The 16,305-nt window shown below is 64.3% G+C and carries 12 protein-coding genes; 2 read left to right on the top strand and 10 right to left on the bottom strand.

The annotated features are described in order from the left end of the window. Positions 1-390, top strand: a 390-nt coding sequence (locus FXV83_RS00365; protein ID WP_148736676.1) for an IS66 family transposase, incomplete at its 5' end; no start/stop codon positions are given. Positions 391-690: 300 nt separating this feature from the next. Here FXV83_RS00365 and FXV83_RS00355 read toward each other — a convergent pair. The 9 genes from FXV83_RS00355 to FXV83_RS00315 form a co-directional block, all read right to left on the bottom strand. Beyond that, entirely contained in the window at positions 691-1,620 is a 930-nt protein-coding gene (locus FXV83_RS00355) for a DUF2493 domain-containing protein (RefSeq protein WP_148736674.1), read from the bottom strand. 327 nt (positions 1,621-1,947) lie between these two features. Further along, positions 1,948-3,015: a DUF7146 domain-containing protein gene (locus FXV83_RS00350; protein ID WP_148736672.1), complete on the bottom strand. Its 1,068-nt coding sequence runs from the start codon at positions 3,013-3,015 to the stop codon at positions 1,948-1,950. Next, on the bottom strand, positions 3,015-7,343 hold the full coding sequence (locus FXV83_RS00345; RefSeq protein ID WP_148736670.1) for a strawberry notch family protein: 4,329 nt from the start codon (positions 7,341-7,343) through the stop codon (positions 3,015-3,017). Before FXV83_RS00345 ends, FXV83_RS00350 begins: the two co-directional genes overlap by 1 nt. Positions 7,344-7,617: 274 nt before the next feature. Next, positions 7,618-8,031, bottom strand: a complete 414-nt coding sequence (locus tag FXV83_RS00340) for a hypothetical protein (RefSeq protein WP_148736668.1) — start codon at positions 8,029-8,031, stop codon at positions 7,618-7,620. 102 nt (positions 8,032-8,133) lie between these two features. After that, a complete protein-coding gene (locus FXV83_RS00335) occupies positions 8,134-9,801 on the bottom strand; it encodes a DNA-binding protein (RefSeq protein WP_235939264.1) in 1,668 nt (555 codons plus the stop codon). Positions 9,802-10,027: 226 nt separating this feature from the next. Beyond that, positions 10,028-10,678 carry an IS1096 element passenger TnpR family protein gene (locus tag FXV83_RS00330; protein WP_187435554.1) on the bottom strand — a complete coding sequence of 217 codons (651 nt, stop codon included), beginning with the start codon at positions 10,676-10,678 and terminating at the stop codon, positions 10,028-10,030. Between the two features lie 87 nt (positions 10,679-10,765). Continuing rightward, entirely contained in the window at positions 10,766-11,248 is a 483-nt protein-coding gene (locus FXV83_RS00325) for a hypothetical protein (RefSeq protein ID WP_148736662.1), read from the bottom strand. Further along, entirely contained in the window at positions 11,238-13,112 is a 1,875-nt protein-coding gene (locus tag FXV83_RS00320) for a site-specific integrase (RefSeq protein WP_148736659.1), read from the bottom strand. The genes FXV83_RS00325 and FXV83_RS00320 overlap by 11 nt, the downstream gene beginning before the upstream one ends. A gap of 3 nt (positions 13,113-13,115) precedes the next feature. Further along, complete coding sequence (locus FXV83_RS00315) at positions 13,116-14,699, bottom strand: hypothetical protein (RefSeq protein ID WP_235939263.1); 1,584 nt, start codon at positions 14,697-14,699, stop codon at positions 13,116-13,118. Between the two features lie 36 nt (positions 14,700-14,735). Here FXV83_RS00315 and FXV83_RS43740 point away from each other — a divergent pair, with 36 nt between their 5' ends. After that, complete coding sequence (locus FXV83_RS43740; RefSeq protein ID WP_235939262.1) at positions 14,736-14,882, top strand: hypothetical protein; 147 nt, start codon at positions 14,736-14,738, stop codon at positions 14,880-14,882. A gap of 34 nt (positions 14,883-14,916) precedes the next feature. Here the strand turns inward: FXV83_RS43740 and FXV83_RS00310 are convergent, their stop codons facing one another. Further along, positions 14,917-16,074 (bottom strand): tyrosine-type recombinase/integrase, encoded by a 1,158-nt coding sequence (locus FXV83_RS00310; RefSeq protein ID WP_148736655.1) that lies wholly within the window; start codon positions 16,072-16,074, stop codon positions 14,917-14,919. Between the last annotated feature and the right edge of the window lie 231 nt (positions 16,075-16,305).

Here is a 16,305-nt window from a genome sequence, read left to right as displayed (position 1 = left end):
TTGCTGCGTGAGCGCGAAACTCTCTCGCGCTCCTCCGAGGTCCTGAAACCGATCAACTACATGCTCAGGCGCTGGGACGCCTTCGCCCGCTTCCTCGACGATGGCAGGATCTGCTTGACCAACAATTGTGCTGAGCGCGCATTGAGGGGCATCGCCTTGGGAAGGCGCAACTGGACCTTCGCCGGCAGCCAGCGCGGTGCCGACCGTGCCGCCATCATGCTGACGATGATCACGACTTGTCGCCTCAACGACGTCGATCCCAAGGCCTGGCTCGCCGACGTCCTCGCCCGTATCGCCGATCTTCCCGCGTCGCGTCTGCACGAACTGCTGCCCTGGGAATGGAAGCTCCTGCGCCAAGCCGACAAGCCCGCCGGTCAGCAGGCCGCCTGACCTTCACGCAAGCCATCATAGAGCTCGCCGTGCCCGCGCGCATGTCTCAATCAGGCGGTCTTCGTCGTATGCGTACCCTGGCTCAACCTTATCGAGGGCTTCTTCCAAGTTCGCCCGCTCCGTCCTGCGTCACATCCGGGTTACATCAAAGCACGAACTCAAAGAGCGCGTCATGGCCGGAATTGACGACGTCAATCGCCATCCCGTCGTCCATACCTGGTCCTACAAACTCGCCGAGGCCACCTGATATGATTCGAACCAAGGAAACGCTGACCTAGTCATTAGGAGTTATGGCAGCGGTCACGCGCCGCCGAATTTCCAGACCGGGATGCCGAGCTTCTTGGCCTTGTCGGCAAGGTTGTCCTGGATGCCGGTTCCGGGGAAGTGCAACACGCCGATCGGAAGCGTCTCCAACATCGCATCGTTGCGTTTGAACGGAGCGGCCTTGGCATGCTTGGTCCAGTCGGGCTTGAAGGCGATCTGCGGAACCTTGCAGTTGTCGGCCCACTTGGCGGCGATCAGCTCGGCGCCCTTGGGCGATCCGCCGTGCAGCAGCACCATGTCCGCATGCTTGGCGTGCACCTGATCAAGCTTGGCCCAGATCAGCCGGTGATCATTGAAGTCCAGACCGCCGGTCAGCGCCACCTTCGGTCCTGCAGGCAGAAGCACCTGGTTGTCGGCGCGCTTCTTCGCGGCCAGGAAATCGCGACTGTCGATCATCGCGGAGGTCAGATTGCGGTGGTTGACCTTCGACCCGTTGCGCGGCCGCCAGGCGGAATGGGTGTGGCGTTCGAACTCATCGGCGGCTTGGTCGCGCATCAGCTCGAAGGCGTTGCGTCGCTCGATCAGCGTCTGCCCTTCCGCCGTCAGTCGCTCCAGCTCTACGGATTTGATCTCGCTGCCGTCCTGCTCCCGCTGCGAGTGCTGCTGCGCCAGCTCGTTGTCGTCGAGCTCGCGCCCGATCCTGTCGATGGCGCGATGGAAGACGTTCACCGTCGACCAGAGCAGGTCTTCGAGGTCGGGCTCAAGACGGGTATCGGACAGCGCCACCACCAGGGCATCGAAGATGTCGGCGATGCTGCCGGCGAGGACTCGCCCTTCAGGGAGCTGCCGGGGATCGGGCTCATCGTGGAAGGGACGGTAGCCATGGAGCTGGAGTTCCTGGAGGACCTGGTCGGTCGGGGATGAGCTGTTGTGCGGCTTGAAATCGTTGTCGTGGTCGGTGGTCATTGCGGTTTCCCTGGTCGGCTCGACCGCGCCCATCGCGGCCTTCATGGCGACGAAAGCGGCAGGCGGAACGGACTTGCACCCGCAGCGCAGCGGAGGGCCGCAGCCTTGGCGGAGGACCGAAGGGGGCCGACTATTTTGCCTCGCGATGTAAAGGCGGCTCTGCCGCCGACGGAAAATAGTCGGCCCGCGAGGTTGCCGGTCCGGGCCGCCTGCCGCCTGATCGCCCTCTTAAGAAGGCCGTGGGTGCGGTCCTCTCCGGCGCCGAGGGGAAGCATGACCAGCGGCCTCGCGGTAACGAAGCGGCCGCATCGCCCTCATCCGCTCCGGCTATGCCGCCAGCTCCATAAAGCGCGCGACGTCCTGCGCCGCGATCTGTACGCGGCTCGCGGCCCGAAGGGCGTCAAGTCCGAGCAGGCGAAGATCCTCGTTGAAGTCGCCAAGCCGTGGCGAGATCACGATCGCCTCGATCCCGGCCTCCTGCGCCCGGTCGATCAAGGTCGCCATGGCGCCGTCACCGGCAGGATCGTCGTCGCGGGCGATGTAGAGCCGGCGCAGCGTGTCGGGGAGAAGGATGGCGGAGAGGTGCGCCGCCGAGAGGGCTGCGACCATCGGCATGGTCGGCAGGATGCTGCGGAGCGACAGCATCGTCTCGATGCCCTCGCCGGCCGCCATGACTTCGCCAGCTACGCCAAATCGAACGGCGTGACCAAGCAGGTCGCCCATCGCCCGTTTCGGCGTGTCAATCCGCGCCTTGCCGAGCGTCGTCTCACTGAAGCCGTCGGGATCAAGCCAGGTGCGATGCGCGCCGGTCAGGTGGCCGGAGAGATCGGTGACGGCGGCGATCATCGCCGGCCAGGTCTCGGTCGGGCTGTGGTCGTCGGGCCGGTAGTAGCAACGTGGGTGAAAGCGCAGACTTCCGGCTTTGTGCAAAGCCGTAATGCCGCGATTGCGGAGATACGCCTCTACGAGTGTGCCTGCGATCGACCGCGACATGCCGAAGAGTCGCCGTACCGCCTCTGGCGATCCGCGCGGCGCGGGCGATTTTCTCGACCGGAGGCGATTTGGCTCGGGCTCCAGTTCTGGACGCGGCAGACTCAGAAAGCGTCGTGCCTCATTGGCGACCTCGCGAAAGTCAACGAAACCGCAGCTCTCGCGGATCACGTCAAGGAGATCGCCATGTTCGGCCGAGGCGGCATCTCGCCAATGCCCGGCGGCGCCAGCACCGGATTCCGGTCCGCTGAGCCGGACGAACATCGACCGGCCGGGCGTATTGCGGACGTCGCCGACCATCCAGTAGCGGCCCTGGCGCCGCCCGTTGGACAGGTAGTGGCGGCACACCGCCTCGGCGTCACGCGCGAGACGGCGGGCCAGTTCGGAGGCGTTGGCGCGGGCCATCAGGCGGCCTCCCGCTCATCGATGCGCGCGACCGGATAGTGGTCAAGGACCTTCGCCAACACCGCGGCGCCGGTCGCATCTGATGGCACGAACATGCGCAGCTTCCACGAGATGATCTCGCTGAAGAGGCCGTAGGTGCGCAGCCGGTCACGCATCGTATCGGTGAAGCCGGACAGCTCGATGCGATGGGCGCCCATCATGCGGACACGACGGAGCTGCAGATCCTCGGCAAGGTCGAGGACGGTGTGCCCCTCCATCAGCGCCGAGAAGGCTTGGTGTGGGGTCAAGCTGCAGGTTTCGGTCGCGCAAGCGTTCGCGGCCCAGGCCGGCGAGACCCTGCGACCGATGATGCGTTCGCCATCGTCGGTCTGAAGCCGATAGACCCGGGTCGACTCGTTCGGAAGCCGCTTCCAGATCGGCAGCAGCAGACCGGCGACGATGTGGAGAGTGCTCTCAGCGAACTCGGGGACGTCCACGACTTCGCCGTTCCATGCTGCGGCGAATGTCCCGCGATCCGCAGGCTGCCAGTGGCTCTCGTCCATCATCTTCATCGAAGCATGATGGTTCTCCATCGGGCGGATCAGCCGCACGCGGCGTTCGATCTCGCCGTCATCGAGCATGAAGCTTGGCGCCGGAACCTGCACCGCGGCGCGGCCCGAGCGCTCGTTGACCAGTAGCACCGCGCGAGCATTGGCGAGACAATCGAGCGCTTGATCCAGCGTCATGGGACGATTGCGCCGCCGTTCGGTGATCGTGAGCAGCCGGGTTTCCGCGCCGGTCGCAGGATGCGTGTAGATCGAGCGCCGATCGGTGACGAGAAAGCTGTCGGCCTGCAGTGTTTCGAGACCGATGTCGTAGACGCCACTTGCGATAGCGCCCTCGACCTTGGCGTTCAGCAGCTGCTCGAAGGCTGTGAACAGCAGACCTTGCAGGTCGATGGTGAGCGCGAGCAGCCGGTTCAGGAACGTCGTGATCGGCGGCAGCTCGTCCTTGATGCCGTTCGCGTCCGTGAGCTTCAGGCCCGTGGCGTCCTCGAACATCTGGAGCGAGCAGCCTTCTACCTTGCCGCGCACAAGCAGCAGATAGAGCTGGCGCAGCGCATCGCGGGCGTAGTGGCTCTCAAGATTGTCTTCGGGCCGGAACAGGCCCTGGCCGCCGGTCTGGCGCTGGCCGCGCGTGATGGCACCCAGCGTGTCGAGCCGGCGCGCAATGGTCGAAAGGAACCGCTTCTCGGCCTTGACGTCGGTCGCGATCGGCCGGAAGAGCGGTGGCTGCGCCTGGTTGGTGCGGTTCGTGCGACCGAGACCCTGGATCGCGGCATCGGCCTTCCAGCCCGGCTCGAGCAAATAATGGACGCGAAGCCGGCGGTTCCGCGCCGAGAGCTCGGCGTGGTAGCTGCGACCCGTGCCGCCAGCGTCCGAGAAGACAAGCACGCGCTTTGCGTCATCCATGAAGGCGGCGGTCTCGGCGAGATTGGCGAAGGCGGCACGGTTCTCGACGGCAAGGCGGTCACCCTTGCGCACCACGCGCCGCGAACGTCCCGTCACTTCCGCCACGAGGTCGGTGCCGAAACGCTGCACGATCTGGTCGAGCGCGCCGGGAACGGGCGGAAGCGAAGCGAGCCGCTCGATCAGCTCATTGCGGCGGGCGACGGCCTCGCGGCTCTCGACCGGCTGGCCGTCGCGGAAGACGGGCCGCGACGATAGATTGCCCTCGGCGTCGGTGAAGGGCTCATAGAGCTGCACCGGGAAGGAATGGGCGAGGTAATCCAGAACGTACTCGCGCGGCGTGATGTCCACGCGCACGTCGTTCCATTCCTCGGTCGAGATTTCAGCGAGCCGCCGCTCCATCAGCGCCTCGCCGGTCGACACGATCTGGATCACCGCGGCATGGCCGTCGGCCAGATCCCGCTCGATCGAGCGGGCCAGGGTCGGCGTCTTCATGCTGGTGAGCAGATGACCGAAGAAGCGCTGCTTGGCCGATTCGAAGGCCGAGCGCGCGGCCGCCTTCGCCTGACGATTGAGCGTGCCGGTCTCGCCGGTGATGTTGGCAGCCTGCATGGCTGCGTCGAGGTGATTGTGGATGACGCTGAAGGCACCGGCGTAGGCGTCGTAGATGCGCCGCTGCTCGTCGGTGAGTTGGTGCTCGACGAGCTCGTATTCGATGCCGTCGTAGGAAAGCGAGCGGGCGGTGTAGAGGCCGAGTGAGCGAAGGTCGCGGGAGAGCACCTCCATCGCCGCGACGCCCCCCTCCTCGATCGCCTCGACGAACTCGGCGCGGGTCGCGAACGGGAAATCCTCGCCACCCCACAGCCCGAGGCGCTGGGCATAGGCGAGATTGTGGACCGTGGTGGCGCCGGTCGCCGACACATAGACGACGCGGGCATTGGGCAGCGCATGCTGCAGCCGCAAGCCCGCACGGCCCTGCTGCGAGGGAGCGACATCGCCCCGCTCGCCGTTGCCGCCACCGGCATTCTGCATGGCATGGCTCTCGTCGAAAATGATGACGCCGTCGAAGTCCGAGCCCAACCATTGAACAATCTGCCGGACGCGCGAAAGCTTCTCGCCGCGGTCGTCGGACCGCAGCGTAGCGTAGGTTAAAAATAGGACGCCTTCGGCCAACCGGATCTCGCGCCCTTGAGGGAAGCGCGAGAGCGGCGTGACCAACAGACGCTCCATGCCGAGCGCCAACCAGTCGCGCTGCGCATCCTCGATCAGCTTGTCGGACTTCGAGATCCAGACCGCCTTGCGCCGGCCCTGCAGCCAGTTGTCGAGAATGATGCCGGCGGACTGGCGACCCTTGCCGGCGCCGGTCCCATCGCCGAGCATGAAGCCTCGCCGGAAACGAACGGCGTTCGGCGCGTCGTCGCGGGCGGCCGTGACGAGATCGAAGGTCTCGTCTACCGTCCAGGCGCCAGCGAGATAGTTACCATGGGCCTCGCCGGCATAGATGACCGTCTCAAGTTGGGCGTCGGACAGGATGCCGCCGCTGACGAGGTTCGCCGGCAGCCGGGGCCTGTAGCTCGGCTTCGGCGGCGCGACCGAGGCCATCGCGGCCGACTGCACCAGCTTGGTCGGGTGCGTCTGCGCGCCGGGGATCCGGATCGATTGGAGCCGATATTCCTCGTAGATGGCGTCGCTGAGGCGCGCGCCCTTCGGCGTCCAATCGATTGTCTCATAGGCGAGGTCGATGGCTGCGGGATCGGCGACCGACCTGTTAACCGGCTGGGCGGAGGCCCGCGCGAGATAGCCGCGCATGGTGCGAGGCGCCGGCGAGGCTGACATCGGAAGAGCGCCGATTGATGCAATGCTCAGGCGAGGTGGAACGTGTTCGCCGATCCAGTGGAGGAGCGTCGCGACGTCGGGCGCTATTCCCGGCGACTCCGGGAACGCCCTCGGGTCATTGGCCCGCACCTTGTCGATGACGGTCAGGCGCGTCTCGATCGTGGTGCCGTGCTTGGCATAGACCGCGCCAGCGACCGCGGCGGTGAACACCACGCGGCCGCGTTCCTGCAAACGGGTGAACGCGTCGCGCCAGGCTGAGGCTTCGGGTGAGAAGTTTGCACCGGTGATCGTGACCAGCCGGCCGCCATCGGCGAGGCGCGCCAGGGCAGAGGCGATGTGGCGGTACGCCGTGTCAGCCATGCGGCCGGAGACGTTCGCCATCGCCGAAAACGGCGGGTTCATCAGCACGACACTCGGGACGACGGCGGGATCGAGGTGATCGTCGATTTGGGCCGCGTCGAAGCGCGTAACGGAAATGGCCGGAAAGAGGGAAGAGAGCAGCGTGGCCCGGGTCTTGGACAGTTCGTTCAGCGCGAGCCCGCTGCCGGCGATCTCGGCGAGGATGGCGAGCAGCCCGGTGCCTGCGGACGGCTCCAGCACGCGATCCGCCGCCGTAATGGCGGCCGCGGTAAGCGCAGCCAGGCCGAGTGGGATGGGCGTCGAGAATTGCTGGAAAGCCTCGCTCTCGGCAGAGCGGCGCGTGTGGGTCGGCAGGAGCGCCGCGATCTTGTCCAAAGCAGAAAGTCGTAGGGCCGCAGAGTCGGTTTTGCGGAAAAGCGCCTTTCCGTATTTATGCAGGAACAGGACGGTGGCGGCTTCACAGGCATCGTAGCCCATCTTCCAATCCCACGCGCCCGTCGCATCGGATGCGCCGCAGGCCACTTCCATCGCGGCGCGCAAGATTGCGGGGTCGATGCGTCGGCCACGTTCGAGATGCGGGAGGAGCTGCTCCGCCGCAGCGATGATGATGCTGGCGCCCTCGGGAGCGCGGACAGGCGAGATCGGCGCAGCCTGATCGGCCGCGATCGGGGAAAAGTCATTCATGGAGGAAGCCTTATGGAGAGCAGGAACGGGCGAGCCGGCCGGCGCTCTCTCTGACCGCACCGGCTCAAACCTGTCCCGGCCGACCTCTCCCTCTCAGCATCAAGGCCGTGTCCGACATGAGAAACGGCGCCCCACCGGGCGGCGGCGCGCCGTGCACAGAGCGTTCGTCAGTCTGCGAACTGCCAAGATGGCTAGGCTTGGCCGTCGTCAGCGTCGGCGACCGCTTCCGCGAGGTCGCTCGCATCGCCTTCGACGACGGTGACGATGTATTTCGTCATGACACAGCTCCCTCGATCGGATCGTTTTCGCCCGCGAGAACGGCCTCGGCCTTCGCTATGGCGGCGTCCGCCCGTCGGCGCCAAAGTTCGACATCCGCTGAGCCTCCCTCCGGGGCGCGGGCGAGTATCTTGAGCAGTCCGAGCAGCAAGTCGAAATGGTCAGCCTTGCGCTGGACCTGCTCGTCAAAACGTGAGGGAAACGGCAGGGGCCGGCCGATATTGGCAGCGTCGCGGCCTTCCCAGACACCCGTGACAAAGGTGTCGCCGGGCTTTTCGACGTCCGACTTGTTGTCGTCCCAGCTCTCGTCGGCGATCGCGAGATCGCAGGCTTGGTCGAGCGTTTCGGCGTCGTAAGTTCGCTGCCGATAGACCGGCAGGCGATAGGTCGTCTCGATGGTGAAGAGGGGCACGAGAACCTCCATAATAATGCAAAAAGCCCGGCTTGCGCCAGGCTTTGGGGTGAATGGCAGTGAATAGACGCGGGACGGCCGAAGCCGCCCCGCGTAGTCGAGTTATTCGGCCGCGATCATGTGAGGCTCGTCCGCTTCATCGGCCGGAGCTTCCTCGCCGTCTCCGGCGAGGAATTCCGGCAGCGTCTCGCAATCGCCCTCGGGCTCCACGGCGTCGGCGGTTGCCGCCTGGTCGACGTCGGCCATCCGCAGTGGCTCGGGCAGCCAGCCGGTCTCGGCCATGAGGCGTTCGGCCTCCTTGGCCATGTCGCCCTTCTTCAGATGATCGATGAGCTGGGCCGCCCGCTCACCGGCGCCTTCGCGCACAGCCTCGAGGATGCGGCGCTTCGGGACCCGGCCGAGATAGTTCTCGACGGTGGGACGCCAGCCGGCTTCCACCATGTCGAGATCGACGACGCTAGCAATGCGATCGGCGTCGGCGATGCGCTGCTCGACTGTGTGCGGCGTGGCGCCGCCGCCGTATCGGTCGCCCTTCTCGTAGAGCGCGTTCACGCCGAATGAGGCGCAGTGCGCAAAGAGCGTTGCCTGCTCGTCGCCGGTGAGGCCGGTGAGCCAATCCCAAAGGTCGGCCTTGTCCTTCGGCAGGCGCTCCTCCCAGGTCTTGTGGCGCGCGTCGATCGCCTTGGCCGCCGGCGTGTCCTTCAGCCCCTGCGCCTGCACCGGGAAGCTGGCGCTGCGCACGGAGACCTCCATCGCCGTCCCGTTGGAGGAGTAGCGGGAGAAGACATCCATGCAGAATTTGTGCAGCACCGATTGGAAAGCGACCGAAGGCGTGATCGCCAGCTTGTCGCGCAGCGCCAGCGTCCGCTCCGCCGTGAGCTCGGTCAGCAGGCGGTCCGGCAGTGGCTTCACCGCATCATCATCCTCGTCCTCGGGCTCCGCGACCTGCCCGCCGATGGTGATGACGGCGCGCTGGATAGCCGGTGCTGATGGTTCGGCGCCGTCCAGGGCCGCGGCAGCGGGTTCGCCGTCGCTGTTCTGCTCTGGCTCGGTCACGCGCACTTCGTCCTCGGGACGGACGTAGCCGCGATCAACCAAGAGCGTGCCTTCGGCATCGATGCCGACGAACACACCCGCTTGAGCGATGTCGGCCGGCTGATAGATGATGGGTCGATCGTCGAAGGCGGCGAGAGCGGTCTCAATTTCGCCAAGTCGCTGGTCAACCTCGTCGGGCAGCTCATCCACACCGTCATGCTCGGCTTCGAGCCTGGCATATTCGGCCTTGAGCGCCTCGATGGTCGCCTGCTCTTCGGCGGTGAGAGCGGCGGGCACACCATCCAGCTCTCGCAAGCCACGGTTATGGCCGTAGGGGAAGTCGATCGCGACCTCGATCCACTTCCAGCCTTCGGCGGCGATCGTTTCCGCCTCTTGCCTCAGCTTTTCAGCAACCAAGCTGTCGAGCAGAGCGACGTCCTCAAGCCAGCCGCCGTCGTCGGACTGAAATAGGTCGCGCAGCACCGCGCCACCGGCCGCCTCGTAGGCGTCGAGACCAACGAACACGGCGCGCCGGTCGGAGGCGCGCACCGTATTCTCCGTCAACAAGCGGCGGATCTGATAGGGTTCTTTCTGCCAAGAGCCGGAGATAGCCTGCCAGACCAGCTCCTGTCGGCCATGATCCGGAGTGACGGTGAAGGCCATCAACTGCTCGAGCGACATGCCGTCGTCGGCATAGACGTCGAGCAGCGCGGGCGAGACCGAGGCGAGCCGCAAGCGCTGCTTCACGATGTTGATAGAGATGAAGAAGGCAGCAGCGATGTCCTCCTCGGTCCGGCCCTTCTCGCGCAGAGCCTGGAAGGCGCGGAATTGGTCGAGCGGGTGCAGCCCTTAGGTTATGCGTCAACTGTCCTGTTAGCTGGATGGCGTTGATTCTTTTACCTTTCTGGTTGCGCCTTGCATTTTGGGTGTATCTTTGGCGCTGAAGCGCAGCCGTTTGGCGTCAATCACGATGGCTTTCTCGACGGAAGCGATAGTCGCCCTTTGATAAGCGTAGTGCTTTGGCGATAGCCTTGTTGATGTCGTCGAGATTGCAGGACTCCGGGTGGAACTTGCCGCCAGCCCATCGATGCATGGCTTTGTGTTCTTCATGGTCGGGGTCGAGCCAGGCCTCGAGGAAGTTGGCATAGCCGGAAGGCCCACCAGCGTCTTCGGGAGGTCCTGAGCGTGCGGCGGCGATACAGCGAGGATATTTGGCGCTCTCCTCGCGTGCGACGCGCTCCAAGCGCAGCAGATGACGCCAATTATCGCCAAAGTCGTATTCGTAGAGGATCGTGAGAGGGTTTTCCTCGGCATCGTAGGGAAAGTGAAGGTCGATCATCCTGACCTCGGTCGCCTCGAAGGTCCGGCTGTCGGACAGACCGTCCTCATCGAACTCCGGGGCTCCATAAATAAGACCGCCAATATTGAAGTGATGCAAATGGCTGTCGGTCCAGCCAAAGGCGGCCTGCAGCACCTCGTGGAGTTGGGCGAGGTTGAGAGTGATTGGCAATTCGAGAGTGCGGCTGATCTTGGGCTCGATGCCAAGGATATGAACCTCGGCGCGCACAATGAAGCTATCTGGATCGAAGGGGTCAAGCATGCCGCAGATCATGCCGCGCATGATTGTCGCAGGCAATGGATGGGGCGACAATTGTCCTTCGACGAGCGCAGCGACACGAACCGGCAATCGTAAACGACGTCAGGATTTTGGCCCACGCGGGAGGGCCACCGGCTTCATGGCGCGATCGCGCTCAGTGATCAGGCGGGCATTGTGACGCTTCTGCCGCTCAACCTCCGTTTCGGCTTCGAGGATGCACTTCAGCAGGACGGCATTTTCCGTCACCATACGCCGCTCCTCGATCTGCAAGACCTGGATCAGAGCGCACTGCTGGGCGAGTTTGTCTTCCCAGGCCGCCAGCTTCTCGGGGACGATCCTGCGATCGCTGGCGCGACGCAACTCGTCGATCATCGAACGATGATTGGTGTAGATCGCGTTGCGGCCGACACGCGCCTCACGTGCGAGCGTGGCAACGGTCAGACGGTAGGACCGCTTTTGTAGGTCGGGGTGTGTGGGCAGTCCCTTAACCAGGCGCTCCAGAGCCTCCCGCAGCTTGCGGTCCGTGTTGCACAGCCGTTTTTCGTGCGGCGTCAGCGCTGGCATTTTGCCGGTTTTACGCGTCATCGCGTGCATCCTTTCCATGATCGAGATCGCCGAGGATGCGGTCGCATTCGGCAATCCGTGTCTCGGCAAGCTCGCGACTGACCGGGTCGAGGCCAGGATGAGCGAGAAGATCGGCATTGCGATCGCGGCGCGCCTGCCAGACCGGTCGGTGCTTGGCCGTAACGGCAAAGTTGGCGCAGGTGAGACACGTGCTTTCAGTCCTCAGCACGGGGTTCGGCCCTTTTTCATCGCCGAAGCAGGCCGCCGTTTCGACGCGATAGACGCAATAGCCCCAGTCGCAGACCCCGAGGCGGAGATCAGTCTCTTCCATCAGGAAGCGGACGTAGGCCTGGGCATCGCCGTCACGCGTGCGTCCCCGGAACTGCGAGCGAGCGGCAATCATCCGCCCGCCCTTGCCGCCAAGCGCTGTCGCCGTCAGCACCTCTTCGAGGGCGGCGCGCGTTTCCTCCTGAGCATGGCGATCGATCAGGTCGTCGAGAGCGAAGTCGGTCCCAACATAACCGCGATCGGTCATCGCACGGGTGACATGACCGAAGTGCGCCTGAAGCGCATGCAGGCCGGTCCGGTCGCGCTTGCCGACGAAGCGGGCGAAGGTCTTTCGGCCCTGATGCGTGTTCAGATGCCAGGGCTCACCCTGATGATGCGGCAGAGCGATGAACGGCGCGAACTGGTTGTTCAACCGCGATATGATCGTGGAGACGACGGGCAAATTAATCCGGGCCGCGGGACCAATAAGGCCGTTGCTGGCCATCGCCAGAAAGAGATCGGGCCGCCCGCTTTGGGCGCGCAAGCGGGCCGACAGCCGTTCCATGACCAGGATGGCGCGTTCGACCGGCGGCGGCGCGACCCAGCGATGGGCCACGCCATCAGCGCCGTGTGCTGTCTTGTAGATCCGGCCAACGAGATAGGCGAAGCGTTCGCTGCCATCACCTGAGGGATGCTGCTCGATGCAGCCGACTTGAAGCCCGATAATCTCCGAGACCCGGGCGCCGATCAGATAGGCAATGACGACGAAGCAGGCGTCGTAGATACGATCGACAAGATACCGCACCTGCTTGGTGCTGCTGACAGGTACGGCATGCCATGGCGCGTCCTCGCCGGGTAACGTCGAGAATGTGAACGCGGCGATCGCGTCGGTCACGATGAAGCCAGCCTTCGTCTGGCTGATCCCATGCGCAAGCGCATCGTCATAAACGGTCTGCGCCAGCGTCTGCAACGCGATAACATCATCAGCCGGGGCTCCGATCAGTCGCAACGCCGCCGAGACCAGCGGGACGGCGATCTCATCGGGCGTATAGGGCAGCCAACCGCGATCATGACGGAGCACAGGCTTCCCAATGCCCGGGAACGGATCAGCGATCGCCACTTCCGGGAACTTCGCCCCCTGCAGGTAAAGACGTGTCAGCAGGTTGGCGTATTTTTGCAACGTCCCCGACTTCAAGGGCTTATCCGTCTCTTTGCCCGGGCGCGTCGCCATCGATGCTAAGAACCGCTCGCAAGCGTCGCGATCGAGATCGACGAAGCGCCGATATCCTTGCGCTGCCATCCAGCGGATCAGTATCCGCAAATCCTTGAAGACGGAGACGATGGTTGCTTCATGGACATTGCGACGGCCGGGCGGCGGGTCCAGCTTCAGGCTCCACAGGAACAGCTTTGCCGCCTCTCGCCAATCTGTCCAGTGCGGATCGCTGAACCGGCTGTCGTCAGCAAGGATAAAGCCCCAGTCGAGCGAGAAGTCACTCCGGTTGCCGCCCGGGCGGTATCCGTCGAGATGCCAGACCTGATCCGACCACACCGAGCGTGCCGAGATCCGAAGTGGCGAGCGTGTCGCGGCGGGAACAGCGAATGCCGTGGAAGTCGCCATCGTTCACTCCAGCGCCGGCGGTGTTGGCAGCGTCATCATTCGAGTTTCGGCCTCCGCGCGCAGGGATTGCGGGAAGTCCGGCAGGATGTCGTCGACCAGAATGCGCAAGCTCGATGCGTACAGAAGCTCGAAGCGGCGCGGATCGAGGCGTTCACGCGCCCGTTCCAGTTCGCTCTTCGCCTGAAGAATGCGCGCCATGTGTTCCGCGTCGATCGGGATGACCAGTCCAGGGCAGCGCAGACATCCGCCGAAGTGCCGGCAGACCCTGCCAGCCGTCGAACCGGATGCCGTCCCCGCAATCGGATTGAGACAATCATGGCTGAACGGGGCTAGCGCGTTGGCGCCCAGGGCAATCCGCTCGCGCGCCGGATGATCCCCGGTGTCGGTCTCCCTACCGATAATCCAGCCGAGCATTAGGTTCTGCAATCTGGCGATGGCCTCGCGCTGGACACGGCGCGTCTGCGGCCCCTTGATGTAAAGTTCGGTCGTGTCGACGCGAGCGTGATTGAGCACGTCCTGTGTCACGACGATATCGCCGCCGGACGCCTTGTAATATTCGGTGGCGACGCTGCCTCGCAGCAGCACGGCGGCAAAATCCGGCAGCAAAGGCCGTGCCCGTTCGGGTGCCGCCTTATTCCAGATGGCGATCCGAACGTTCGAACGGCTGACGAACGGTTTCAGGGCATGCGACAATGTCGCCTCGGGAATGAGCGTGACTGTATCCTTCTTCTCGCTCTTCACCAGGAATAAACGGTTTCGATCCTGTCGGCTGCCTCGAGATACAAGTGGCGCCGTCATCGCCAACAGCCTGTCGATCAGGTTCGGCGCGGCATACCGGCGACGGCGATCGAAGGATCGTCTTTGCGCGCGCTTGATCATCCGTCCGGCCCGGGGCTTGGCCCACTCGATGATGACGCGATGCTCATCGAGTGGATGCGCCACCTGGCAATCGCGTGTGATCAACCGCAGCGCGTCCGGATTGCCTGCGGTCTGGATCGCAAGGGCAATGAAGAAGGCAACGACCGTTTCTCCGGTCAGGTGAAGATAGCCTCCGAGATGACGCAGCCCCCCATGACGTGCGACTGCCGATATGTTGACCTGGCTCCGGATCGCGAGAGTGCGCGAAGGCAGGACCCCGTCATTCACCCGGGCGAGCGCCCGGATCAGGTCGCAAAGTTCGGGATCGACACCATCAACCGGTCCGCTCGTGGCGAGGATCCTTCGCCCCGTTTCGAAGCGCTCCCAAGCCTCGTCGATCTCCTCGTAACAGGCCCGAAGGATGGCTTTGAGGTCGTCTCCGCCAAGGCGTGTGCGGGGATCGGCATGGCGGTTCGGCCAGGACCGCCAGGGGAAGTCGATACGCGCGGGCAACCGGGATGGATGCCGACGCTTGGTCCAGTCGATCATCTGACGCAGCTGCATCAGCACATTCGCCCGCGACCCCTTCGACCAGGGCTTGTTCGTCTGTCCCGCGATCTGTTGATCCAGCCAGCCGACATAGCGCCCGACCATTGCGGTGGTCAGATCCCCTGCAGAAAGAACATGCCCGTCCTCCACCGCAAAGCGCGCGAAGACGCGCAGCGCCATCCAGCAATGACGCAGCGTGTCGGAGCTCGATGCGGCATGATGATTGCGGAAGGCGTCTGCCAGAAGCATCGCAATGTCTGTCGGCAAACCAAGCTTGCCGAGATCGTAGCGCTTTGCGACCTCGCCCCAACCATCACGAAAGACGGCGACGGTATCGACCAGCTGGTCCAGCACGATCGGTGACGCAGCCGATAGACGCCGATCGATACGCTCACGCTTACCGGCCATCGGGGAGCAACTCACCGTAGAGATAGTCGATGCTGTCGGCGAGTTCCCGGGCATTGAGCTCGACGCAGCGCAGGTAGATCGCCGTGCTCTGGATCGAACTGTGCCCGAGCAGGACCTGGACGATCTTCAGCGGATTGAGGTCAGGCGTGGTTGATGCCTGTCTCTGTAATCGCACCAGCATGGTCATCGCAAAGGTATGGCGCAACCAATGCAGCGAACCCGCCACGCCGGCGGCTCGGAAAGCTTCCGCAAACACCGCCGTCAATCGTGTCTTGCTGACCGCATTCCCCTGCAGATTGAGGAAGAGCGCCGATGGTGGCCGATAATCCGACCGTTGGCGACGCCATGCCCGGACCTGCGGCGTGCGCACTTCGTCGATATAGCGTTGCGTGCGATCGATCAGGCCGATCGGTGGGTAGATCGTGCGAGGCTTGTCGCCCTTGGTGATGGTCAAGGGCACGCCGACCAGCGGATGATCCTCGTCATCAAGATGTGCTGTCTCCGGGACCTGGAAGACGGCTAAGCCGCAAAGCTCCTTGCGCCGTAATCCCGTTGCGAGCGCCCATTCCGCCATCAGACGGTAGGGCATCTCCAACTGGGCGAAGACCCGGCGCAACTGATCGACCCGCAACGGTCGCGGCAAGCGCTCATGCTCGGCAACAGTCAGGATGTTCGCCGCCACGACACCGGCGCGCGCGTTGACATGCGCAAGGAACGATTGTCGGCGGCCAGGGCCCACCCGCACGTCGACAAAGTGGAACGGCAAGGCCTCGATCCAGCCGCGTCCCTGCGCCCAGACATAAAACCGGCAGACCGTGCGAACCCGATCATTCACCGTCGACCGCGCGTATGACCGCTTCGTATGTGGGCTCGGCTGCGACAGCATGCGATTGCGCCAGGCCGCAATCTCCGCCTCGCTCACCGCGCGCCAGTCGAGACCAGATTGCTCCAGACTGTCGAACCAATCATGCAGGTGCTCGCAGTAGGTCCGTATCGTTTCAGCCGCATGGCTGCGGCCCGGTATGGTCGCCAACTCCATCAGCCAGGCAAACGCCGGCTCGATGATCGCCATCCGCTCCGACACCAGAATCGGAAAGCCTGCCGGGATTGCGGCATAGCCCATCGCCGCCTTGATGATCCGCGCCATACTGTCCTCTTTGGTCCTCGCCGTCCGAAACGGCAAAAGACGCCGAGCTCGGCGCAACTCCCTGTACGGCAACAAAGAAGACAGCTTCCCGAACCGGCTGTTATTAAGCGGAGCGCCTGCGGCGCACTCTTTTGTTTAGAATGCGAGGGGTTCCCCTCGCGCTCTCCCGTTCGCCACGTGGCAGGGTTGCAGGACTTCGCCTGCAACCATTTGACTAGGGTCCAGACTCAA

Source organism: Bradyrhizobium hipponense (genome assembly GCF_008123965.1).
In the GTDB taxonomy this organism is placed as follows: domain Bacteria; phylum Pseudomonadota; class Alphaproteobacteria; order Rhizobiales; family Xanthobacteraceae; genus Bradyrhizobium; species Bradyrhizobium hipponense.
The sequence above is the reverse complement of the archived record's forward strand: the minus strand, read 5'-3'. Positions and strand labels throughout refer to the sequence as shown.